Genomic DNA, 21,857 nt, shown 5'->3' on the forward strand with positions numbered 1-21,857 from the left:
CAAAACATTAAAAATGTCGAAACAGAAAAGTACCTATATGTTTTGCACTTTAACGGTTGACGATACGACCTTTTTTACGAAGCTCATCCAGATATTGCTTGCTGAGCTGATCGGCCTTTTGTTCTTGGCCTTTGGCTGATTGGGTGCCTTCAAGCGAGAAAACCAACTGAGCCACACGGTCATCTGACACTTTTCGTGTCGAACAGACAGCCAAAAACTCAACGCCTTTTTCAGTATCATGCGGTTTTGTCGTGCTGCCAACCGATGCTGCTTTGACGTCTTTTTCCCACTCGCCCGGCAATTGTGGTTCCAGAATGCGGCCAAGATCACGCACTGTCACGTCCAGCATACCTTTGGCTTGGCTACGGGTTGTCTCGCAGCTTTTAAAACGGGAACGTAATGTATTAGCATCCTGACGACGCTTGGCGATTAATGCAGGTGAACGCTTGGATGACGGGACCACAAAAATAACCTGCTGCAGATGATATTCCGTTGCAACAGGTTTGCGTCCTCCGTCTTTCAACATACGTTGAACAGCATCCTCTTCGGAGATAATACCTTCTTCACGGAAACGGGAGCTGATCAGGCGCCCCCAACCCATCTGCACCATAATATATGTTTTAAAGTGCTCAGGCGTGATACCAGCTTGATTCATCATCTGGTTCATCTGAGCGACGCTCATCCGGTTGTTAGACGCAAAATTAGCGTAAGCAGCATTAACTTCTTGCGGTGAAATAACAATGCCGCGTGTTTTCATTTCAACACGCTTTAGCATTTCATCGGTCAGTTCTTGTCGTGCCTGACTGGTGAGGTTACCTTTTTTGCCTTGTACTTTTAAGAAAGCCGCACGTTTTTGGATGTCTCCGGAGGTAATGGCATTACTGTTGACAATGACTTTTACCTCGGTGCCTGAAGCTGCACTCGCCGGTTGGATGGCAGTTAAGGCGCCAACAGCAGTCAGGCAGATCGCTGCGCTGAAGAAAGATGCAATTATTGGCTTCTTAAAAATCATAACATATTTCCCAGGTCTTTCGCTGATTTTTCAGCGACTAGATAGAGTTCACCATTCACTGGATCAAATTTTGGTTACTTTATAGCGAAACCGATGCGGCGAAACAATGACGTCACTGTGAAGATGAATAAAAAGTTTAATGAGCGCCATAATGCAATGGTCTGTCATAGTTTTACAACAGGCCATTTGCCATTTTGCTGGTTCCGCCGAAATCGCCCAATGTACGGAAGGTAATATTAAAACCGATACTATGGGATGGCTTGCTTGCCTGTGACAGACCATTCGTGCTTGGAGGAGTACGCGACTGGCTATAAGTCATCGCATAGCTAAAGCATTCATCATCATAAGCAAGACCGGCAGAAGCACGCACTAATGTGCTCGATACCAACTCATATGTGCCACGTCCAAACATACGCCAGTTTTCGTTCAGTTTTGTTGATGCTGACATTGTCAGCTCTTGACGATCATCAATATAACCATAATTCGGTTGGGCAGCGATAAAAGCATAGCGCGCACCAATTGTCAGGCGTGACCAGCTCTGCTGTGCTTCAATTTCGCCGCGCTCCAGTGAGAAATCTTTGCGATTAAATCTGCCGCGCGCGGCAAGATTGAAGCCTTCACTGTTTGAAAGTCCGAGCATGGCCACATAATCAGAGCTTCGGTGCTCCAAGCCGGATTCAGCACCGACATTGACAAAGTCATGCGTTGCGAATGAGTTCAGACCGCCCAACTGAAAGGACTGACCTGCAAGACCATAAACGCCCCATCCATTATTCAGATTGCCGGAATAACGTAAGCCAAGGTTGGCACGGGTACCGCCTTCAACGCGGTCATAGCCGGAAAATTTGTCCCGTTCAAACAGGTTGGTTGCGTCAAAAACAAAGCTTTGCGCATCTTCATTTGGCATTTCACCGGCGTAAGCTTCGTTATTGCGTACAAAAATCTGAGCGGTAGGCTCAATGATATGGGTACTGCTGGTGGACGAGAAAAGAATCGGCCAACGCACTTCCATCCCAGCGGTAGCCATGGCACGGAAAGCTTGCGAGCGGGTTACATCAATTGAGTTGCTGTTGATGCCGATTGCATCGCCGCGCAACGCTAGAATTGGTGTAATGACCAAACCTTGTGGCGTGATGAAACTGCGCTTCCATTCCGCTTCTGATGTAAAGCGTGCATTTGTACCGCTTGCACCAGGTACGCGGTAATTGTCGGCACCAAATGAGATTTTATTAGATTGATTGTCGTATTGGTTTTTACGGTAGAGAATCTGCAAATTATTGGTGATACTGAATTCGCCGCCATAAACTGCATCTGGCGCTATATATAAGTGATCCAGACTAGGGAAAACCCAAGGCTGTTTGGATGAGACTTCCCTCGGGTTCGAAGAAAGAAGATCTTCCTGCACGTCGAAGCGATAAAAATTTAAGTCGAAGTAGCTACGTTCACCAAGGCCAGTAAGGTAAATTTTCGAAGTTTGCGTTTTTGCAGAATAGCCTTCGATACTATAGGTGCGACTGAAGTTTTTATCGCTCTGAGCCATTACATCCCAGCCGTATTTCCAGCGGGAGTTAATTTCGAAATCACCTTTGGATGCGATCATACCGCGATCGGTATTGTTGGCATCGGTTGTGTTCGAATTAAATTTATCTGAACTGAGCTGATGAATACCTGCGATCCGCAAGTTATAGCTGCCATTCTCAAGACGATGGCGCCATTCAGCCTCAGTTAAAAAACCTTGCTTTGTGTAGCCGGTGGTGGAGACCGTCAGATCATAGTTTGGTGCCAGATTCCAGAAATAGGATGCTTTCACACCAAAGCCGAGTTTATCTCTATAGGCAAAGCCTGGAAATAAGAAACCGCTTTTACGTTTTACACTCGGATCAGCTATCTCAAAGGCTGGCAAAAATGCAATCGGCATACCGAAAAGTTCGAATTGTCCGCGTTCGAAACGAACTGTCTTACGTGCACCATTCCAGATGATTTTGCGGGCTTTGATTTGCCACAGCACAGGTTTGTCAGGATTTTTAGTGCAGGCCTGACAAGCTGTGTAAATACCATTATTGAATGTGGTAATTTCACCACCACTGCGCTCGGCACTTTCGGCAACAAAGCGTGTGTCATCTGTCGTCTCGACGCGCAAGCCGTTCACAAAGCCGTCGCGGAAATCATCAGTGACATCAATTTCATCAGTGTAAATCGTATTACCGTCTTTTTCGACAATTTGCACATTGCCGGATGCGGTCATACGATTGGTTTGACGATTATAAGTGACTTTGTCAGCGACGAGGCGGTTGCCGTCATATTCGATTTGCACGGCACCTTGAGCCACGACAGTTTGCACATCGCGATCATAAACCAGTTCGTCTGCCTGTAATAACATACGGGCATCCGGATTGGTTTTGAAGCCGTCTTCCAAGCTGCTTTGTGCCAAAACGGGGGAAGTGGTCGCAGCAAAGGGCACAATGCTTAACAAGCACGCAATAGCAGTCCCGCGAACGAGCTGTGAGAATATATTTGGCAAAATTAAGCGTGCTTTACTCAAACTCACTAACCATCCTCCTTATGTAGCAAAAAGGAGACCCCGAAAAATGTAGCGATAACAACCGGTACCCATGCTGCCACAAAAGGCGGCACGAATCCGGCATTACCGAACGCCTTTACTAAAACCGTAACCACATAAAGCACGAAGCCGGCCATGACGCCACCCAGAATCATCGTTCCCGACTGACCAAAACGCACAAATTTGAGGGAAACCGTTGCTGCAATCAAAGTCATTGCCATTAAAAGAGCAGGTAAAGCCAGCAAAGACTGGAATTGCATGTCAAAAGCATTGGCTGAATAGCCGAATGAACGGGCCACTTTAATTGTGTGGGGAAGTTGGAGAAAGGGAATCGTTTCAGGGGATGCCAGCTTTTCCTGAACGAATTCAGGCCGCAACTGCGTGGGTATCTCGATTGATTTATACTGAACCGGCTCTTCTGCCAGTGCAAAACGTGTAACATCAGTGAGCTGCCAGACGCCGGGTTTCAAATCAGCTTGTCTGGCATCAAAGCGTTCTTTGATGCTCTTGTCGTCATTAAATGTAATGAAGGTAGCATCGGCCAAAGTCGCACCCTGATTAAGGATGGATTTGGCTCCGACAATGGTTTCACCTTCATCAGTCTTTTGGCGCAGCCACGGATCACGTAAAGCGGAGACTGCTGTAACTTTACCGGTTTTCCATGATGCTGCAATTTCTTCGGCTTTGTTGAAGCCGTAAGCTGAGAGCGGATTGACGATGAAAATCGTGCCCAGACCGAACAGGAAAGCACCAAAACAGGCCGGCAACAGAAATTGCCATGCAGAGACACCAACAGAACGCGCAACCACCAATTCGTAGCGGCGATTAAGTGAGATAAGTGTTGCCATTGCGGAAAACAGAGCGACAAATGGGATCATTTGCTGCATTAAAAACGGAATGCGCAATGCTGAAACCACAAAAGCCTGCGTGACTGAATAATTCGGCAGGCTTGACATGCGGTTGGCATTTTCGGTGAAATCCAACAAGAGGGCGAGCGAAAAAATACCCAGCAAAAAATAGAAGGTGATGCGCACATAACGCATGAAGAAATAACGGGCGAGCGTCCAGCCGATCATTGCGCGCCTCCATTTTTATATTTTGCAGTGCCATCAAATCTTGAGCGCAGATTTTGGAAAAGTGAGAAGATTGTGCTGAAAATTGTATTCAACGGTTTGGCAATTGCATCAGGTAATCCCAATCTGCGGCCACTGATGAGCAGATAGGCGCAGATAAGCATAGTACCAATTGGTACTATATACGTGATTTTAATATAAGATGCTTCTTTTGAAGAGCCTTCGGTGAAATAATAGCCAACCCAGTAAACGATCAATGCCAGCGTGATTGCGGAAAAGGACGCTGAAATCCGTGCTTCACGGTGTGAGCGTGAATCACCGGCAAAAACCAGAGCGATAAAGGCAAAAACCAAAGGATAAAGCCATTTTGTGAAGCGGCTGTGCAATTCGGATTTATAGGAAAGCGGGCGTGTTTGCACCGACGGATCATTGGCGTCCGGATTAAGCAAATAAGCTAATGGACGATCTTTGGCATAATAGCTGACATCATCACCGCCATCGGTAAATTGGCTCATATCGAAAGAATAAGAATCGAACTTGATAATAGAAACATTACCGGTGCTGATATCGCGGCGCTGTACTTCGCCTTGTTTCATCAAGATGATGTCTTGTGTGCCATTATTGGCTATCACACCGTCAGCCGCATAATAGATCAGGTCAATCTGAGGGTCGCGGCTGTCAGCGATGAATAATCCGCCAATACCGCCATCCGGTTTGCGCTCGGCAATTTGCACATAAAGATTATCACTGACTTTGCGGAAGGTGCCTTCCTGAATGATCACATTCAGCATGTCGGAACCGGCTTCGGCCAGCATGGCGCGCATATTCATGCGCGAATACGGATCAACGAAATTTGAGATCACGAAGGAAGACATGGAAACAAGTAACGCCAGCAATAAGATCGGACGGACAATGGCTGCACGGGATGCGCCGGATGCATTGATAACAACGAGCTCCGAATCCTGATTCATGGTTGAAAGCGTCTGTGTGATCGCAATAATCAGCGCAAAAGGCAGCACGATCGGAATAGCTGCGGGCAATAAAAGCGAACTGAATTTGAGAATAGCTGAAAGCGATTGTCCGCTGGTCGTCAAAAAATCAATGCGTTTCAGAATTTGTACAATCCAAGTAATGCCGACTGTCGAGCCAAGCACCGCCAGAAACATAATCGCAACACGGCGAAGGATATACCATTCTATCAATCGCATGTTTTGCGTTTACATCCTGATCTTAAAAACGAAGAGATGAGGTAGACTCAAACTCTCAATATAGGGGAACCTAGATTGTTACCAATTTAGTCGTAAATCATTTTGGCTAAAATTAACCGAATAAAACTGGTTAACCAAGCGTTAATTCAGTAATTGACAATTAATGCTATCAATTAAATGTTTAGGCCTGTTGTTCATCGCTTTGCTGTCATAGATATAGAATATGCTGATGAAAGTTTTCATGCTTACCGGAGTTAATAATGTCTAAGCGTCCTTCTATTCAATTTTCCGATTTTACAGCGCCCGCAAGTGGTGCATCTGTCGTACTGGTAGCTAAAGGCGGGGGCTTTGCTGAAGAGGCGGCATCATTTGCCGGTGGTGCGGAGAAAATCCGCAAGCTGATCGAAATTTCCGGTTTTAACGGTAAACTCGGGACTACCGCAGAGGCTATCAGCACTGAAGATGGCGGCATCGAACGCCTGATTCTGGTTGGTGTTGGCAAGATCGAGAAGCTCGGCAATGATGATTGGGTGCGCATTGGTGGTGCTGCATTCTCAAAAATCGGCAAATCAACGCAGGTTGCGGTTGCTCTGGCATTGCCTGAACAGACTATTGCAGATGATGAAGCGGCCGATTTTGCACTTGGTATGCTGCTGCGCTCTTATGAGTTTGATAAATATAAAACCAAAAAAGACGACAAAGACGGTGCCAAGAAACAGGCTGCTGCCACTGTTAAAATCGGTGTTGCATCACCTGACACTGCAAAAGCTGCCTATAAAACCGCTGAAGCTATTGCCGCTGGTGTGATTCAGGCGCGTGATCTGGTTAATGAACCAGCCAATATTTTGGGCCCTGTCGAATTTGCAGATGAAGCAGCCAAACTTGAAAAACTCGGCGTGAAAATTGAAGTTCTCGGCGAAAAAGAACTGAAAAAACTGGGTATGGGTGCATTGCTCGGTGTCGCTCAGGGTTCCGTTCGCCCGCCACGCGTTGTTGTGATGCAGTGGAATGGCGGTAAAGCCAAAGACAAACCAGTGGCCTTCGTCGGTAAAGGTGTTGTTTTCGATACCGGTGGTATTTCCATCAAGCCTGCCCTTAATATGGAAGAAATGAAAGGTGACATGGGCGGTGCTGCCGCTGTGACCGGCTTGATGCGGGCACTTGCTGGCCGTAAGGCCAATGTCAATGTGGTTGGCGTGATCGGCCTTGTCGAAAATATGCCGGATGGCAATGCACAGCGTCCGGGCGATATCGTCACCACCATGTCTGGTCAGACGATTGAAGTGATCAACACCGATGCTGAAGGTCGTCTGGTCTTGGCCGATGCGCTTCATTACACCGCAGATCGCTTCAAGCCGCAAATCATGATCAATCTGGCGACATTGACGGGTGCGGTTATGGTGGCGCTCGGTGTCTATAATGCTGGCCTGTTCTCCAATGATGATGAACTGGCAGATCAGCTTTATGATGCAGGTGTGGCATCAGGTGAAAAGGTGTGGCGTCTGCCGCTGGGTAAAGAATACGACAAGATGATCGATTCGACTTTTGCCGATATGAAGAACTCTTGCGGTCGTTTGGCTGGCTCTATTACTGCGGCTCAGTTCCTGAAGCGCTTTGTTGGCGATACGCCTTGGGCACATCTGGATATTGCCGGTACAGCTATGGGTTCACCAGCCACTGAATACAGCCAAAGCTGGGCTTCTGGCTTCGGCGTTCGTTTGCTGGATCGTTTGGTGCGTGACCATTACGAAGCATAAGCTTTTTTATTGAAAGAACCAGATTGCAAGCGGGTCGGATTTTTTCGGCCCGCTTTTTTATGTTCCTTGTTCTAATTCACAGTAAAGTGCAAAAAATAGGGGGTGTTTTTAAGGGGGATTGCTTTATAGAATATTGCTAAATCTTTTTAATAAGGCAGGAACACCCGTGCAGGCTTCTTATCCGTCGCGTCAATTTATCTTGATTACATTTGTCTTGATGCTTGTGAATGCAATCTTTTTTTATTCCATTCTGGATCCTGAAAATATTGATTTTCAGATGAGTGAAGAAGGTTTGCTGGAGCAGGTACAAAATGTCTATCTGGCTTTGGCAGCCGTTGCTTTTTTAATTGGTGGCCTGAGACATCATGCCGAAAAACGCATGTTTTATATTGCGATGTCATGGTTGATGGTGTTGTTTTTCTTCCGCGAAATGGTGGTTGAGCCTCATGGTCCAATTAGCTCTTATATTCATTCACACCAGTTCCGTTGGCATGAAGCTATCGTCACAGTCATTTTTGCAGCGATTTACGTTTGGCGCTGTCCTTCTTATGTCAAGCCGGTGATGCAATATGTGCTGAGCCCAAAATGCTGGCCTTATTATTTTGCTGCATTTTTGCTGGTGATGGGCGAAGTTTTTGAACGTCAGACACAGTGGTATTATAACCAGTTTTTTGAAGAATTGAGCGAATGTCTTGGTTATGTGATTTTGCTTGTTCTGGGCGTGTGCAGTATCTTGAGTGCAAAAGCGCAACACAATAACTGAATCACATTATAAAATAATTTCAATAAATTATTGAAATATATAGCATTATTAAAATTAGTAATTTTAAAGGCAGCGCTGTTTTTTACAGCGCTGCCTTTAAGTTTAAGCGTGAAAATTGCCATCTATCAGTCAGCATTCATCAACTGCCTTGCAACTGCAAGGCTCGCATGGCAAAGCTGGTATTCGTGATTTTCGAAAAACAAGTATCCGGAATTTATGGCTGAAATCCTGTTTTACCACTTAACTGAATCAACTCTTGATGAAGCATTGCCCGGTTTAGTGGAACGTTCGCTTGGCCGTGGCTGGCGGGTTACCATTCAAGGCATCAGCCGTGAGCGGTTGGAGGTCATCGATAATCTTTTGTGGACATGTTCCGATGTTTCGTTTTTGGCGCATGGTTTTGAAGATGATGAGCTTGCAGCAGAGCAGCCGATTTTATTGACACTGAGCGACAATAATCAAAATAATTCAACGGTACGTTTTTTAGTTGAAGGCGCGGAACTCAACGATGTTTCGGCTTATGAGCGTCTGGTCGTTATGTTCGATGGCCACAATCAGGAACAGCTTGAAAAAGCACGACAACAGTGGAAAACTTTTAAAACGGGTGATCACCAACTGACTTATTGGCAACAAAATGCCGATAAACGCTGGGAACGCAAAGCATGATGCGCGCTTTTTTTATTGCACTTATTGTTGGCGGATTAGCTATTGGTTTTGCCTATCCGTGGTATGTCAGTCATTTTACTGGCAGTGATATTAATCGCTGGATAATGTTGGAAGGTGTAGGCCAACCTCTCCAAACACCAAAGGTGCATTTGTCGCAAGATGACGCGCCGGTGCGGATCTTTGTAGATATGACACCGCTTGAAAGTGAGGCAGCAGACCAGCAGCGCTCAACTGTTCGTCTGGCGGTCAGCCGTGACGGACACCCGTTAATGTCGGAAGTTCTTTCTTATCAGCGCATTGCAGGTGAAAAGCCATCTAATCATGAAGCTAACAAGCCCATGCGCGCGAGCGCGGGTGACATCAATCCGGTGATTACAGGTGAATATACATTCAGCGTGGCACCTGCCGATGTGGAGGAGTTGCATATTGGCAAAATTGAACTGGTTTTGCGCCGTGCTGCCAAACCGGTCAATGATAATCTTATCTCTGCCGGACTGATTGCCGTTGTGCTTGGAGTCTATGGTTTGGTGCGTGGCCGGCTCTATCGTCGCAAGATTTAAAATCTGATTTTAAAAATGCAGGCTTTTTTAAAAGCCTGCATTTTTTATATTGTATGTAAACCGTTCAATCAGCCAATGCTTCTTCATATTTGGCTGAAAGTTCAAGCCAAATATCTTCAGCGCCCGCCAGTTTCACACGGTGTTCATTGATCTGTTTGGTCAGCTCAACCGATTTTTGTGGTTCTTTTTCGTAAAGTGCCGGATCTTCCAGTTTCTCTGTCAGAGATTGAATCTCTTTCTGCAGTTTTTGTATCAAGGCTTCGGAATCTTTGACTTTTTTCAACAAAGGCTTCAGCGCATCGCGCTTTTGTGCTGCCAGTTTGCGCTGGTCTGCTTTGCTGATTTTCGGGCCTTCCTCTTGTGTAATCTCCGACGAAGTTTGACCGGAATTTTTAGCATCAGCCAGAACCAGTGCACGATATTCGTCCAAGTCGCCTTCAAAGGGTTTGACGGTGCCGTTACGCACCAGCCACAGACGTTCCATCGTTGCTTCAATGAGGTGGCGATCATGCGCAATCAGGATAACAGCACCTTTAAAGCTGTTGAGTGCATGCACCAGCTCCTCACGACTGTCGATGTCAAGATGGTTGGTCGGTTCGTCAAGGATGAGCAGGTTAGGGCCGTCAAAGGTGGCAAGCCCCATCAACAGGCGTGCTTTTTCACCACCGGAGAGATCTTTAGCGGGGGTGAGCATTTTCTCGGTTGAAAGCCCCATACGCGCAACACGTGAACGTACTTTGGCTTCCGGTTCACCAGACATTAGTCTGCGCACATGTTCGATGGCATTATCTTCCGGCACCAGATCGTCCAACTGATGTTGGGCGAAGAATGCTACTTTCAGGTTTGGCGATAAAGTCAGCGTACCTGTTTCTGCGTCCAACCGTCCACCGATCAGCTTGGCAAGAGTCGATTTACCATTACCATTGGAACCAAGCAGTGCAATGCGGTCATCATTATCGATGCGCAAGGTGAGATTTTGCAAAATCGGCTGGCCCGGCTGATAGCCGACATTGGCTTGTTCAAGCGCAATGATCGGCGAAGCTGCTTTCTTTTCTGCATCGGGAAAAGTAAATGGCTGCACGTTGGTTTCCACATAAAGCTCAATGGGCTTGAGCTTTTCCAATGCTTTCAGGCGTGATTGAGCTTGGCGTGCTTTCGAAGCCTTGGCGCGGAAACGATCAACAAAAGCTTCCATATGCTTGCGGTGATGTTCCTGCTTCACATGGGCTTTTTGCTGCAATTCCAGCATTTCCAAGCGTTGACGTTCAAACTGGTCATAGTTACCGCGCCAGAAAGTGAGCTTCTTCTGGTCGAGATGCATAATCGAGTTGACTGCGGAATTCAGAAGGTCGCGATCGTGACTGATGATGATGACAGTGTGCGGATAACGGCGCACATAATCAATCAACCACAACACACCTTCCAGATCGAGATAGTTGGTCGGTTCGTCAAGCAGTAATAGATCAGGCTCTGAGAAGAGAACTGCGGCAAGAGCCACACGCATACGCCAACCACCGGAGAAGGATGAGGCAGGGCGACGCTGCGCTTCTGCATCAAAGCCAAGACCGGCAAGAATAGCACCTGCACGGGCTTCGGCAGAGTGGGCATCAATATCGGCAAGGCGAATATGAATTTCAGCGATACGTTCCGGATCGGTGGCCGTTTCCGCTTCTGCTAATAATTGCGTGCGCTCTATATCGGCTTTCAGCACAATGTCGATCAACGGCTCTTCTGTGCCCGGAGCTTCCTGCGCCACCTGACCAATGCGTGTTTGTTTGGGCATCGAGATACTGCCGGTTTCTACCGCCAGATCATTGGTGATTGCACGAAAAAGGGTTGACTTGCCAGTACCGTTACGGCCGACAAATCCGGTTTTGGAACCGGCAGGCAATGTCACGCTGGCGTGGTCAATCAGCAGGCGGCCTGCAATGCGGATGGATATGTCGTTTAGAATAAGCATAATAATAAGCGCTTTCGCATGACAGGAGGCCTGTTAGCAAGTGGGATTAAGTGTTGGTAGCGTAAAATGATAGTGAGGCAGGTGGATTCTGTGACTTTTAAATGAAACTTCTCATAGCTTGTGCCGTCAGCTCTTGGCATTTGGGTCGCAGCCGTTTATGAGAACATCACTCATCATTTCTCTTTATACAAGGTTTTTGAAATGGCAATTGAACGTACATTCTCTATGATCAAACCAGATGCAACCAAACGCAATCTGACCGGTGCTATCACCGCCAAGCTTGAAGAAGCTGGTCTGCGTGTTGTTGCATCCAAACGCGTTTGGATGAGCCGCCGCGAAGCTGAAGGCTTCTACGCTGTGCACAAAGAACGTCCTTTCTTTGGTGAACTGGTCGATTCAATGACTTCCGGCCCGACCATCGTTCAGGTTTTGGAAGGCGAAGGCGCCATCCTGAAAAACCGTGAAGTCATGGGCGCAACCAATCCGGCCGATGCAGCTGAAGGCACAATCCGTAAAACTTTCGCACTCTCAATCGGCGAAAACTCAGTTCACGGTTCAGATGCTCCTGAAACAGCAGCAATCGAAATCGCTTACTGGTTCTCCGGTACAGAAATCGTTGGCTAAAGCATGTCTCCCAAAAGTGGGCACCGGTTTTGGGATAAAGACATGGGTAAAAACAAGCTGTTAGAGTAAGCGCGGTGGATAAGATAAAGTGCGACACGCTCTAATTGAAGTTGGCCTCAATCAATCGAGGCCAATCTTAGCTTACATTTATATCAAAAGGCCGGATCATTGATCCGGCCTTTTGATTATATTTCAATTGAATTTACATATTGGGTGCAAGGATCGCGATTTTCTCGTCCTGTTCATTGAGCAGTACGAGTTTGCCCATTTCGATTTTATAACGTCTGGTATTGGCCAGTACATCAAAGAACTTGCGTTCCTGATCCATCAGGGCAGGCGGGCACATCATAAACGTACTGCCCATTTGACCAAAGCTCAGCTTATCTTCACTGATTTCAACCGAGCCAAAATAACGGTTGCAGCTGCCGGAGCCATTGACGCTGCCATCTTCCTGAACCGTTAGTGTGGTTTGTGCATTGTCGATGACGCCTGCATTTTGTAGATCTTCTGCCAGCCATTCTTTGCCAAACAAACCTGTTGCTTGGTCAGACGCTTCACTGCGGCCAACCATCACAACCTGAATGTCATATTGGGATTGCAGTTTTTCAGGATCAAAGCTGTGGCGGGTGTCATTGACAAACCACAATGTGTCACCGGCAGAAATTCTCGCCTGCAGCGCATATGTATGGTTGGCTTCTAATTTGCTGCTGTCATAATCGATAGAATAAGGGATCGGCGGTCCACTGATTGAATCAATCGTAACATCACCAATGATTTTGGCCGGCGCATCGGCCAGAGAGACATCGGCAAGTTCGACAATCAGCTTGGCTTCCGGCGGCAGAGCAATGCGTTCAAGATAGATCACATTACCTTTGATAGTTTTTTCTGCGGCGATACTGACGGACGGCATTGAGGTGGTAAACACCATCGTGGCGGCGCCCGTCACAACCAAGCCCATAATAATGGCAGCTGTAACAGCAAAGTTTTTCTTGAAACTGCTTTGCATATTATCACTCAAGCTGAAATTTCCCCGCGTTGAATTATGATTCCATCTTGTTACAGATGGTTAAAGTTCATGTATAAATTATGGCAGAGCAAGTTTTACCGCCATAAAATTAATCATAATCGCATTTTATTTAAAATAGTCTTGCAATATTATTTTTCCCAGCGCTTCTGCGCTTGTTCGTCGCAGGATTTGGACGTAACCCATTCGCCATCAATACCATTTTTTAAATGTTCTTTTTTCCAAAATGGCGCATTTGTCTTCATATAATCCATTAAAAAGCTTGCAGCTTCAAATGCAGCTTTACGATGACGCGAAGCGGTTAAAACCAGCACAATATTTTCACCCGGTTTAATCAGTCCGAAGCGATGGATAATTCGTACTGCATTAAGCTCAAAGCGCTCAAAGGCATTGGATGCTATTTTTTTAATTTGAGCATCAGCCATAGAGGCATAATGTTCAAGCTCTAAAGCTTCAAGGCGTCCGCTTTCGTCGCGGCACAGACCGGTAAACGCCACGACAGCGCCGATATTTTTATTCTGTCCCAACAATTTCTGCTGTTCTTCAGCAATGTCGAAATTATCATGTTGAATAGAAATATGGATAGGGTCAACCATATCATCCACCAGTCATCGGTGGGAAGATCGCGATCGCATCTCCATCCTTGATGATACTATCCGCCTCTGCATGTTCATGGTTAATCGCGGTGCGCACAACATCTTCTGCTTCCAAAGCATAAGCGTAATTTTCGCCAAGCTGTTGCAAGTGGTTGAGCAGTCCACCAATCGTTGTCACGCTATCAGGCAGGGTAATTGTTTCTGCTTCCCTGCCGATCCGTTCACGCACCCATGCGAAATAGACGAGGCTGACTTCCATAATGCTAGTCAATCATATGTTTGAGGCCGGCTTTGAAATAATCCCAACCGGTATAAAGGGTCAAAACAGCTGAAATCCAGAGCAAAGTGATGCCGATTTCGGTGGTATAGGGTAGAATTTTGTCACCTGCCGGACCTGCCAGCAAAAAGGCAAGCGCAATCATCTGTGTCGTGGTTTTCCACTTTGCCAATTGCGAAACCGGAACGCTGACTTTGAGTTCAGCCAGATATTCACGCAAACCCGACACCAGAATTTCACGACAGAGAATGATGATTGCCGCCCACAGGCTCCACCCTGCAATGGTGCGGGCAGGGTCGGCCGCAAGCAGCAACAAACAGGTGGAAACCAGCAATTTATCAGCAATCGGGTCGAGCATGCGGCCGATTGTCGAAGTTTGCTTCCATGCACGTGCCAGATAGCCGTCAAAAAAGTCGGTGATACTCGCAGCGATAAAAATGGCAAGAGCGCTCCAGCGGGCAAAATCGCTTGAATGCAAACGTCCTTCAATGAAAAAACATAAAGCCACAAGGGGAACCGCTACGATCCGCCCATATGTCAGTATGTTGGGAAGGGAAAATGCATTCTTACTCATAGATACCGCCACACCCATTCAAATTACATCCGCAGGGATATGATAGAAATCAACAACCGCTTCAGTCTTGTCTCATTATTTCATGACATTAGCATGATTTGTTAAAGAACCGATAGGTCTACATTCTAAAATGCCGCACCTTATTCATTTCTAAAGTGATCATAAATCTGTTTCGCCATCGATTCGGAGATGCCGTCAATCTGCATCAGATCAGAAAGAGCAGCGCCCGCTACAGCTTTGGCAGTTCCGAAGTGATGAAGCAAGGCACGTTTTCGTGCGGGGCCAATTCCGGCGATTTCATCGAGCGGATTTTTTACAAAAGCATTCTTGCGTTTGGTACGATGGGTACCGATCGCGAAACGGTGCGCTTCATCGCGCATGCGTTGAATGAAGTAAAGCACAGGATCGCGAGGCGGCAGAGTGAAATCGGGTTTGCCCTCAACAAAGAATCTTTCACGCCCGGCATCGCGGTCAACACCCTTGGCAATACCAATGGCAGTGACCTGATCGGCAATGCCTATTTGTTGCAATATTTGCCGCACAGCGCCGACTTGGCCCTGACCACCATCAATCAGGATTAAATCAGGCCATGCCGGAAAACTGTCCGTTACACTTTCAAGTAATTCTTCTTCGGAGGAATTGGTCGCAACATCTTCTTTTGCATCGCGCAACCCATGTTCTTTCACCAGCCTGCTGAAACGACGCTCGACCACCTCGCGCATCATGCCGAAGTCATCGCCCGGTGTGATGTCGGTCGAGCGGATATTAAATTTGCGATATTGGTTTTTTACAAAACCTTCAGGCCCCGCAACAATCATGCCGCCCACTGCATTGGTACCCATGATGTGGGAATTGTCATAAACTTCGATACGGCGCGGCACATTGGGTAGCTCGAATGTTTCGGCAAGTGCTTTCAGCAAGCGTGCTTGTGAAGAGGTTTCTGCTAAACGGCGCCCTAAAGCATCACGCGCATTGGTGAAGGCATGGTCAACCATATCTTTCTTTTCGCCACGCTGGGGCACATTGATATAGACCCTGTGGCCGGAACTGGCCGAGAGAGCCTCTTCGATCAATGCTTGTTCTTCCACTTCTTCCGAAAGCAAAATGAGTTTTGGGCAAGGCTTGTCGGCATAAAACTGCGAGAGAAAAGCCCCAAGCACTTCTGCTGAAGATAAAGATATATCAGCTTTGGGAAAATAGCTCCGGTTGCCCCAATTCTGGCCGGTACGGAAGAAAAACACCTGAATACAGGTCATGCCGCCAGCCTGATGAATGGCAAAGACATCGGCTTCTTCTACCGTTTGCGGATTGATGCCTTGATGGGATTGCACATGTGAAAGCGCTGCCAGACGGTCACGATAAACAGCGGCATGTTCGAAGTCGAGCTCTTCGGAGGCTTTTTGCATAGCTTCGGAGAGATGTTTTTTTACAGCCTGACTTTTGCCCGATAAGAATGACTTGGCTTCGCGCACCAGCTCCTGATAATCATCATCGGAAATTTCACGGGTGCAAGGGCCTGCACAGCGCTTGATTTGATGAAGCAGGCACGGACGGCTGCGGTTTTCCAAAAAAGAATCAGTGCAGGTGCGCAGCAAAAAGGCGCGCTGCATCGCATTGATTGTACGTGTCACTGCGGTAGCCGAGGCAAAGGGGCCAAAATAATTGCCGTCTTTGGAACGTGCGCCACGGTGTTTAAAAATGCCGGGTGCACGATGATTGTTGGAAATCATAATATAAGGGAATGATTTATCATCCCGCATCAGCACATTATAGCGCGGGCGCAAACGTTTGATCAGGTTGGCTTCTAAAAGAAGCGCCTCTGTTTCAGTGCGGGTGACAACAAATTCCATCGTCACGGTTTCATGAATCATCCGTGCAATGCGGTTGGTATGACCGGTCGGGCGGGTATAATTGACAACGCGTTTTTTTAAATTTCGTGCTTTGCCAACATAAAGTACATCGCCGTCTTTATTGAACATGCGATAGACACCCGGATCATTGGGTAGTCTTTTGACAAATTCGCTGATGATATCCGCACCGGTCAAACCGGCGGCAATGCCGTCATTTTCTTGTAAAGCAGAAGCCCAAACGATCGCATCAATGGCAGCGGTTGTGACAGGATCAGCCGCAGTTGCCGGCGAGTTGTCGTCGCGTTCATCCAAATCCTGTGGGGGCAGATCTTGGAAAGAATTTTTCATTCATTAATGCCTGCAATATCGGGAGTTTCCCATGCGAGGTGCTGGCCGCCATCAAGGCAAATCATCTGACCCGTCACGGATTTCAAATCCCATAAAGTTCTGATCGCTTTTCCGAATTCACACAAATCCGGTGCGCGTTTTAATAAAATATGCTCCACTTGTTGTTCAAAATCCTGCGGGTCTTGTCGTTCGCTTGGTAGAGTAGGCCCCGGTGAAACGGCGTTGACACGAATGCGTGGGCTCAGGCTTTGTGCAAGCGTGCGCGTTGCTGTCCATAAAGCGGATTTGGACAATGTGTAAGAGTAAAATTGCGGATTAAGTTTCAATACACGTTGGTCGATTATATTGACAATCATGCCGCACTGATCGGCAGGTAAAATCGCAGCCATGGTTTCAGCCAAAAATACCGGTGCCTTCACATGCACCATAAAATGGCGATCCCATAGCTCTTCATCAAGATGGCCAATCTGATCATTTTCAAAATGAGACGCATTATTGACAAGAATACCGACAGCACCGAAAGGCTTCGCAGCTTTTTCTATCAAGCCCTGAACATCTGACATCCTGGTGAGATCAGCCTGAACAATGGCGGCTCGACCGCCTCGTGCCAATGTTTCATTTTTAAGCAGTTCAGCGTCATCGACAGAATCATTACAGTGAATAATGACCGGAAAATTGTGCGCTGCCATGTCTTCAATAATGGCTTTTCCGATGCGGCGTGCGGCTCCGGTCACCAAAACTGGTGGTTTATTGTTATCATGGTCAAAAAATCTGGATAACACGGTAAATAAACCCTTACATTTTCTTGGCGGTCAATTCGGCGATATTAATCAAATATTTACCTAGCACAAATTGGGTCTATAGCGCTATTGTGGTTAAAAATATTCAATGAATTCAGTTGTTTTCAGCAAAGTTTTGCTAGACTCTATATAGTTTTGTTTTCGATGACTTACAAAGGTGTCCGTAATTTCTTTGTTGCTAAAATAACACATCACATTTTAGCCATGTTTTTGTCAGTTTTCCGTCACCAAACGGGGCGCAAGGCGCCTTATTTAAAAACAATGTTACGTTTGTGACAGCGAGCACATGTCGGTTTGGTCGGACATTTTCCCAAGAGAAGATCTTTCGATATCGGGCTCGTCAACGAGTTTATTTATTACCAAGGAGAATGCCATGCGCACTCTTAAATCAATTCTTATTGCTTCTGTTATTGCACTCCCAATCGCTGCTCCGGCACTTGCTGCTGATGCTATCATGGAACAGCCACCTGTTCCTGCACCAGTTGAAGTTGCTCCTCAATATGGTTGGGCTGGCGGTTACACCGGTTTGCACCTCGGTTATGGCTGGAACAAGTTCAAAACCAATGATTCGACTGTAGGCAACATCAAGTCCGACAAGTTCAAAATGGGTGCATTCGCAGGCTGGAACTTCCAGCAGGACAACATCGTATACGGTGTTGAAGGTGATGCAGGCTATTCATGGGCTAAGAAGACCAAAAATGGCATTGAAGCCAAGCAGGGCTTTGACGGCTCGCTCCGTGCGCGTCTTGGTGTAGATATGGGTGTTGTTATGCCATATGTAACCGCTGGTGTTGCCGGTGCGCAGATCAAACTGAGCGATGGTGATAGCAGTAAGAGCAAATTCCGTGCTGGTTGGACCGCCGGTGGTGGTCTTGAAGCCAAGCTGACTGAAAATGTTCTGGGTCGTGTAGAATACCGCTACAGCGACTTCGGCAACAAGACTTACGCTCTGGACTCAGGCAATGTTAAATCCAAGCTGCAGACACATGATGTCCGTCTTGGTATTGCTTACAAGTTCTAATTCTTGAAAAATCAGGATTAGAGAAAAACCGGGCAGGCAACTGTCCGGTTTTTTTATTGAGGCCAGATACTAAAAAGCCCGTTTATTATAAGCTAGAGCATGTCTCCCAAAAGTGGGCACCGGTTTTGGGATAAAGACACGCGTAAAAGCAAAACGCTAGAGCGAGCACAGTGGATACGATTAAGTGCGACACGCTCTAGCTTTAAAAATTACACAGCGCGGGGTAAAAACTCGGCCAATGTCGGATGCAAATCGTTAAAACGTTTTTGCCAACGTTTGAGTTTCGGGTATTTTTTCTCCCAGCGACCTTCAAAGCGTAATGCCAGATAGCTTAAAGCAGCCGCAAGCGCGATATGTCCGCCATGAATGCGCTTGCCGATGAGTGGCGGCGCTTCATTAAGCATTGCGAGGACGCGCTCGGTTTTTTCCCACTGCTTTTCAAGCCAGGGAAGATGAACTTTTTCTTCAGGCCTGAAGCGGCGCTCATAGATTTGTGTAATCAGCACATCGCAAAGACCGTCTGCCAAAGCTTCCAGTTTTTCAGCATCCAGACGTTTGTCGCTTTGCCGCGGAAACAGTTTTGAACCGGTGACGCGGTTGATATATTGGGTGATGCAGCGGCTATCAAAAACCGATTGGCCTTCTTGCGTAATTAGAACCGGAATTTTTCCTAAAGGATTGGCTGAGATCAGATTTTCCGGTGCAACGGATGTATTAACGATGACGCTTTCAAATTCCAAACCGGCATGCTTCGCCGCCATGCGCACTTTTGCACTATAGGGCGAGGTGGGGGAATAAAGGATTTGAATCAAGGCCATATACCTTTTCTTTTTCGTTTAGCGTGTGGCCGGTAACGTGACAGACCGGCTTCGGCATGCAGCACGATCCACCGCTGCACAGGGGCGTAATTGCAGATCTTTCGTCATGCAGATACGCACTTCCTGTAAGTAATTTTTCTTACAGGTGACGGAGATACCATTTTCCTTCATCGCAGGGTTTGCCGCGATAAAAGCTTTCTCGATCAATGACGGATCGACACGGCGCGTTGAGCTCAGATTTTTTAAACTGGGCGGAATGACAATTTTATCAAATGCCTGACGCAAAGTTGAAAAATAATCCTGCTGGTTCAAGCCGGAGCAAGTACCATGCTTGCGCCATTGATGGCGGATCAGGCCGGCAGAAGGCATAATGTCTTTCAGTTCATTGGCAATCTGACGCGGCACATAATTACGCTGTTTGGCATTACCGCCAATTGCGCAATTTTGCGGATAGCCTGTTTCATTTTGTGGCCATAGACCATGTACCAAAAAACCATCACGCCGATTGATGTTGCATTGGTCGCTATCATTGCCTCTGCCGTCAAGCGTGCAAAAGCTTGGCGACCATGACAGGGAAAGCACATAGAAATCAAAGCCTTGTTGGCTTGATGGCGCGGGCAAACGGTGGTTGTCATTTTGCGCCTTCGGGCGCACCAGTGACCAGTCCGGCTTTAATACGGGCTCTTGTGCCTGTGCAACCGTGCTGCTGAACACTGCTGTACCGATAAGCAAAAGACCGCTTTGAAGAGCGGTCTTGAGATGCCATGGGCAGGATTTGACCTGCTTGAAGCGGCTAAACATGAGGATTAAAGTCCGCGTGCTTTCAGGACGCTGCATGAGGCATTATAGACATACCATTTGTCATAGCCATCAACGCAGAACTCGACATTGGAACCGAGGGTAACAAAACCTTGTCGCTCTTCAATCAGATACCAAACTTTACGCTGCTGACCATCAGTCATCACCGCCGTTGCATCGCAATAAGTGCGTGCGACCTGCGATGGATTGACTTTTGCTTCAAATCTTTTGAGGCGAATGTCGCCCATTGAGGAAATTGCTGTCATTGGCATATCAGGTACATGTTTGACCTGATAAGCGAAGCCGGAAACAACGCGCTTCAGCACGCTTTGCTGTGAACAGACAGATGCGTCTGTATTTACGGCCGGAGAGGTGGCAAAGTAGTCAGCTGCCTGCGCTGGCATGGCGGAAAGCCCGAGGAAAAGCGTCGCAACAGCAGCCGAAGCGGTGCGTGTGAATTTCGTAACACTAAGTTGCATGCCTGACATGTGCAATCCTGTTTTCAAATGTTGCAGGTAAGCATTCACTTAACCTGTCTGACTTTATAAGGAGCGGGCCTGAAAACCCGTTATCAGTTCATTTTGCGGCAGCTTATCAAAATGATCAAGCGCCGTCACCTTCTTTGCGTATCCAGTTTAACCGGTAACCGGCACCTTTATCCTCACACAAAAGTTTTACCAGCATCGGTAAAATGAGTTTTAGTTCCATTTCCAGCACATAAGGCGGATTAACGATGATCATTCCAGTGCCGTCAAGACGCGGTTCAGGCGATGGCGAGCGAATCGATAATTCAACCGCCATGATTTTTTGGATGCCTGTGTCATAAAGCGCTTGATGGAATTTCTTCACTTCACGGTGATCTTTAACCGGATACCAAAGCGCATATGTGCCACTTGAAAACTTCTTGTGTGCTTTGGCCAGATTGATGACAAGGCGATCAAACTCACCACCAATCTCAAACGGCGGATCAACCAATACCACGCCGCGTTTTTCCTTTGGCGGCAGATGGGCGCCCATCGCAAGCCAGCCATCCAGATGGGTGACGCGAACCTGATAATCGCCGTCAAAAAGTTTGGCCAATGTTTTTACATCATTCGGGTGCAGTTCCAGCGCTGATAAACGGTCTTGTTTGCGCAGCAAATGACGGGTCAGCAATGGCGAGCCTGGATAATAACGGATGTCCGATGTGGTATTTTCTGCTTTGACTGCATTGATAAACGGCGCAATCAGCGTACTTGTTTCCGCATCAATCTCATTATTGTCGACAGCTTCCATCAGGCGGAAAATGCCGGATTTCCACTCAATCGTCTTGGCGGCTTCCGGCCCCATTAGATCATAGAGGCCGATACCTGCATGGGTGTCTATCACCCGAAAAGCAGCGTCCTTTAATTTCATATATTCAAGGATGCGCGTCAGGATGATGTGTTTGACTACATCGGCAAAATTTCCAGCGTGATAAGCGTGACGATAATTCATGAAAGTGCTTGTTCCACGGGATAAGATTTTCGGCAAGAGGCGAGTTGCTCAATGACACACTTCAGTGCAAATAAATGTCTTGTTCCTTCGTT

At 47.1% G+C, this 21,857-nt stretch carries 21 protein-coding genes; 6 read left to right on the forward strand and 15 right to left on the reverse strand.

The window, feature by feature from the left end; all coding sequences use genetic code 11:
- Nucleotides 1–49 precede the first annotated feature (49 nt).
- From JNC77_RS05445 to lptF, 4 genes are all read right to left on the reverse strand, one after another.
- Nucleotides 50–1,012 (reverse strand): SurA N-terminal domain-containing protein, encoded by a 963-nt coding sequence (locus JNC77_RS05445; RefSeq protein ID WP_374830147.1) that lies wholly within the window; start codon nt 1,010–1,012, stop codon nt 50–52.
- Nucleotides 1,013–1,184: 172 nt separating this feature from the next.
- Nucleotides 1,185–3,560, reverse strand: a complete 2,376-nt coding sequence (locus JNC77_RS05450; RefSeq protein ID WP_374830149.1) for an LPS-assembly protein LptD — start codon at nt 3,558–3,560, stop codon at nt 1,185–1,187.
- The gene (gene lptG, locus JNC77_RS05455) at nt 3,560–4,648 is read right to left on the reverse strand and encodes an LPS export ABC transporter permease LptG (RefSeq protein ID WP_374830151.1); all 1,089 of its coding nucleotides are present in this window, start codon (nt 4,646–4,648) and stop codon (nt 3,560–3,562) included. Before lptG ends, JNC77_RS05450 begins: the two co-directional genes overlap by 1 nt.
- Nucleotides 4,645–5,853 carry an LPS export ABC transporter permease LptF gene (gene lptF / locus JNC77_RS05460; RefSeq protein ID WP_374830153.1) on the reverse strand — a complete coding sequence of 403 codons (1,209 nt, stop codon included), beginning with the start codon at nt 5,851–5,853 and terminating at the stop codon, nt 4,645–4,647. The genes lptG and lptF overlap by 4 nt, the downstream gene beginning before the upstream one ends.
- A 260-nt stretch (nt 5,854–6,113) precedes the next feature.
- Here lptF and JNC77_RS05465 point away from each other — a divergent pair, with 260 nt between their 5' ends.
- The 4 genes from JNC77_RS05465 (at nt 6,114) to JNC77_RS05480 (ending at nt 9,599) form a co-directional block, all read left to right on the forward strand.
- Nucleotides 6,114–7,610: a leucyl aminopeptidase gene (locus JNC77_RS05465; RefSeq protein ID WP_374830155.1), complete on the forward strand. Its 1,497-nt coding sequence runs from the start codon at nt 6,114–6,116 to the stop codon at nt 7,608–7,610.
- A gap of 166 nt (nt 7,611–7,776) precedes the next feature.
- On the forward strand, nt 7,777–8,373 hold the full coding sequence (locus JNC77_RS05470) for a hypothetical protein (protein WP_374830157.1): 597 nt from the start codon (nt 7,777–7,779) through the stop codon (nt 8,371–8,373).
- A gap of 216 nt (nt 8,374–8,589) precedes the next feature.
- Nucleotides 8,590–9,039, forward strand: a complete 450-nt coding sequence (locus tag JNC77_RS05475) for a DNA polymerase III subunit chi (protein WP_374830159.1) — start codon at nt 8,590–8,592, stop codon at nt 9,037–9,039.
- Nucleotides 9,036–9,599, forward strand: coding sequence for a hypothetical protein (locus tag JNC77_RS05480; protein ID WP_374830160.1), 564 nt, complete (start codon nt 9,036–9,038; stop codon nt 9,597–9,599). Before JNC77_RS05475 ends, JNC77_RS05480 begins: the two co-directional genes overlap by 4 nt.
- A 64-nt stretch (nt 9,600–9,663) precedes the next feature.
- Here JNC77_RS05480 and JNC77_RS05485 read toward each other — a convergent pair whose 3' ends face one another.
- Entirely contained in the window at nt 9,664–11,559 is a 1,896-nt protein-coding gene (locus JNC77_RS05485; RefSeq protein ID WP_374830162.1) for an ATP-binding cassette domain-containing protein, read from the reverse strand.
- A 201-nt stretch (nt 11,560–11,760) separates the two neighbouring features.
- Between JNC77_RS05485 and ndk the strand changes: the two genes are divergently transcribed.
- On the forward strand, nt 11,761–12,183 hold the full coding sequence (gene ndk / locus JNC77_RS05490) for a nucleoside-diphosphate kinase (protein WP_184220133.1): 423 nt from the start codon (nt 11,761–11,763) through the stop codon (nt 12,181–12,183).
- 202 nt (nt 12,184–12,385) lie between these two features.
- Here the strand turns inward: ndk and JNC77_RS05495 are convergent, their stop codons facing one another.
- The 6 genes from JNC77_RS05495 to JNC77_RS05520 all read right to left on the reverse strand — a co-directional run bounded on the left by JNC77_RS05495 (nt 12,386) and on the right by JNC77_RS05520 (nt 17,634).
- The gene (locus tag JNC77_RS05495) at nt 12,386–13,189 is read right to left on the reverse strand and encodes an META domain-containing protein (protein WP_374830535.1); all 804 of its coding nucleotides are present in this window, start codon (nt 13,187–13,189) and stop codon (nt 12,386–12,388) included.
- A gap of 149 nt (nt 13,190–13,338) precedes the next feature.
- Entirely contained in the window at nt 13,339–13,803 is a 465-nt protein-coding gene (locus tag JNC77_RS05500) for a molybdenum cofactor biosynthesis protein MoaE (RefSeq protein ID WP_374830164.1), read from the reverse strand.
- Between the two features lies 1 nt (nt 13,804).
- Nucleotides 13,805–14,062: a molybdopterin converting factor subunit 1 gene (gene moaD / locus JNC77_RS05505; protein WP_374830166.1), complete on the reverse strand. Its 258-nt coding sequence runs from the start codon at nt 14,060–14,062 to the stop codon at nt 13,805–13,807.
- A 4-nt stretch (nt 14,063–14,066) separates the two neighbouring features.
- Complete coding sequence (pgsA, locus tag JNC77_RS05510) at nt 14,067–14,654, reverse strand: CDP-diacylglycerol--glycerol-3-phosphate 3-phosphatidyltransferase (RefSeq protein WP_374830168.1); 588 nt, start codon at nt 14,652–14,654, stop codon at nt 14,067–14,069.
- A gap of 140 nt (nt 14,655–14,794) precedes the next feature.
- The gene (gene uvrC, locus JNC77_RS05515; RefSeq protein WP_374830170.1) at nt 14,795–16,852 is read right to left on the reverse strand and encodes an excinuclease ABC subunit UvrC; all 2,058 of its coding nucleotides are present in this window, start codon (nt 16,850–16,852) and stop codon (nt 14,795–14,797) included.
- Complete coding sequence (locus JNC77_RS05520; RefSeq protein ID WP_374830172.1) at nt 16,849–17,634, reverse strand: SDR family oxidoreductase; 786 nt, start codon at nt 17,632–17,634, stop codon at nt 16,849–16,851. Before JNC77_RS05520 ends, uvrC begins: the two co-directional genes overlap by 4 nt.
- Nucleotides 17,635–18,025: 391 nt before the next feature.
- Between JNC77_RS05520 and JNC77_RS05525 the strand changes: the two genes are divergently transcribed.
- A complete protein-coding gene (locus JNC77_RS05525) occupies nt 18,026–18,673 on the forward strand; it encodes an outer membrane protein (RefSeq protein ID WP_374830174.1) in 648 nt (215 codons plus the stop codon).
- A 209-nt stretch (nt 18,674–18,882) separates the two neighbouring features.
- Here JNC77_RS05525 and JNC77_RS05530 read toward each other — a convergent pair whose 3' ends face one another.
- The 4 genes from JNC77_RS05530 to JNC77_RS05545 all read right to left on the reverse strand — a co-directional run bounded on the left by JNC77_RS05530 (nt 18,883) and on the right by JNC77_RS05545 (nt 21,765).
- Entirely contained in the window at nt 18,883–19,485 is a 603-nt protein-coding gene (locus tag JNC77_RS05530) for a glutathione S-transferase N-terminal domain-containing protein (protein WP_374830536.1), read from the reverse strand.
- Between the two features lie 24 nt (nt 19,486–19,509).
- A complete protein-coding gene (locus JNC77_RS05535; RefSeq protein ID WP_374830176.1) occupies nt 19,510–20,292 on the reverse strand; it encodes a ribonuclease T2 family protein in 783 nt (260 codons plus the stop codon).
- A 5-nt stretch (nt 20,293–20,297) separates the two neighbouring features.
- Nucleotides 20,298–20,777, reverse strand: coding sequence for a phage portal protein (locus tag JNC77_RS05540; RefSeq protein ID WP_374830178.1), 480 nt, complete (start codon nt 20,775–20,777; stop codon nt 20,298–20,300).
- A 115-nt stretch (nt 20,778–20,892) separates the two neighbouring features.
- Complete coding sequence (locus JNC77_RS05545) at nt 20,893–21,765, reverse strand: 23S rRNA (adenine(2030)-N(6))-methyltransferase RlmJ (protein ID WP_374830180.1); 873 nt, start codon at nt 21,763–21,765, stop codon at nt 20,893–20,895.
- Between the last annotated feature and the right edge of the window lie 92 nt (nt 21,766–21,857).

The sequence above is a fragment of the Paenochrobactrum pullorum genome (assembly GCF_041929845.1).
In the GTDB taxonomy this organism is placed as follows: Bacteria; Pseudomonadota; Alphaproteobacteria; order Rhizobiales; family Rhizobiaceae; genus Paenochrobactrum; species Paenochrobactrum pullorum.

Excerpts from the sequence above, each read along its gene's own strand:
- JNC77_RS05485 (WP_374830162.1), bottom strand. The coding sequence starts at position 11,559 with ATGCTTATTCTAAACGACATATCCATCCGCATTGCAGGCCGCCTGCTG.
- JNC77_RS05480 (WP_374830160.1), top strand. The coding sequence starts at position 9,036 with ATGATGCGCGCTTTTTTTATTGCACTTATTGTTGGCGGATTAGCTATT.
- JNC77_RS05545 (WP_374830180.1), bottom strand. The coding sequence starts at position 21,765 with ATGAATTATCGTCACGCTTATCACGCTGGAAATTTTGCCGATGTAGTC.
- pgsA (WP_374830168.1), bottom strand. The coding sequence starts at position 14,654 with ATGAGTAAGAATGCATTTTCCCTTCCCAACATACTGACATATGGGCGG.
- lptF (WP_374830153.1), bottom strand. The coding sequence starts at position 5,853 with ATGCGATTGATAGAATGGTATATCCTTCGCCGTGTTGCGATTATGTTT.
- JNC77_RS05540 (WP_374830178.1), bottom strand. The coding sequence starts at position 20,777 with ATGTCAGGCATGCAACTTAGTGTTACGAAATTCACACGCACCGCTTCG.
- ndk (WP_184220133.1), top strand. The coding sequence starts at position 11,761 with ATGGCAATTGAACGTACATTCTCTATGATCAAACCAGATGCAACCAAA.
- JNC77_RS05445 (WP_374830147.1), bottom strand. The coding sequence starts at position 1,012 with ATGATTTTTAAGAAGCCAATAATTGCATCTTTCTTCAGCGCAGCGATC.
- JNC77_RS05495 (WP_374830535.1), bottom strand. The coding sequence starts at position 13,189 with ATGCAAAGCAGTTTCAAGAAAAACTTTGCTGTTACAGCTGCCATTATT.
- JNC77_RS05500 (WP_374830164.1), bottom strand. The coding sequence starts at position 13,803 with ATGGTTGACCCTATCCATATTTCTATTCAACATGATAATTTCGACATT.
- uvrC (WP_374830170.1), bottom strand. The coding sequence starts at position 16,852 with ATGAAAAATTCTTTCCAAGATCTGCCCCCACAGGATTTGGATGAACGC.
- JNC77_RS05525 (WP_374830174.1), top strand. The coding sequence starts at position 18,026 with ATGCGCACTCTTAAATCAATTCTTATTGCTTCTGTTATTGCACTCCCA.
- moaD (WP_374830166.1), bottom strand. The coding sequence starts at position 14,062 with ATGGAAGTCAGCCTCGTCTATTTCGCATGGGTGCGTGAACGGATCGGC.
- lptG (WP_374830151.1), bottom strand. The coding sequence starts at position 4,648 with ATGATCGGCTGGACGCTCGCCCGTTATTTCTTCATGCGTTATGTGCGC.
- JNC77_RS05475 (WP_374830159.1), top strand. The coding sequence starts at position 8,590 with ATGGCTGAAATCCTGTTTTACCACTTAACTGAATCAACTCTTGATGAA.
- JNC77_RS05465 (WP_374830155.1), top strand. The coding sequence starts at position 6,114 with ATGTCTAAGCGTCCTTCTATTCAATTTTCCGATTTTACAGCGCCCGCA.
- JNC77_RS05535 (WP_374830176.1), bottom strand. The coding sequence starts at position 20,292 with ATGTTTAGCCGCTTCAAGCAGGTCAAATCCTGCCCATGGCATCTCAAG.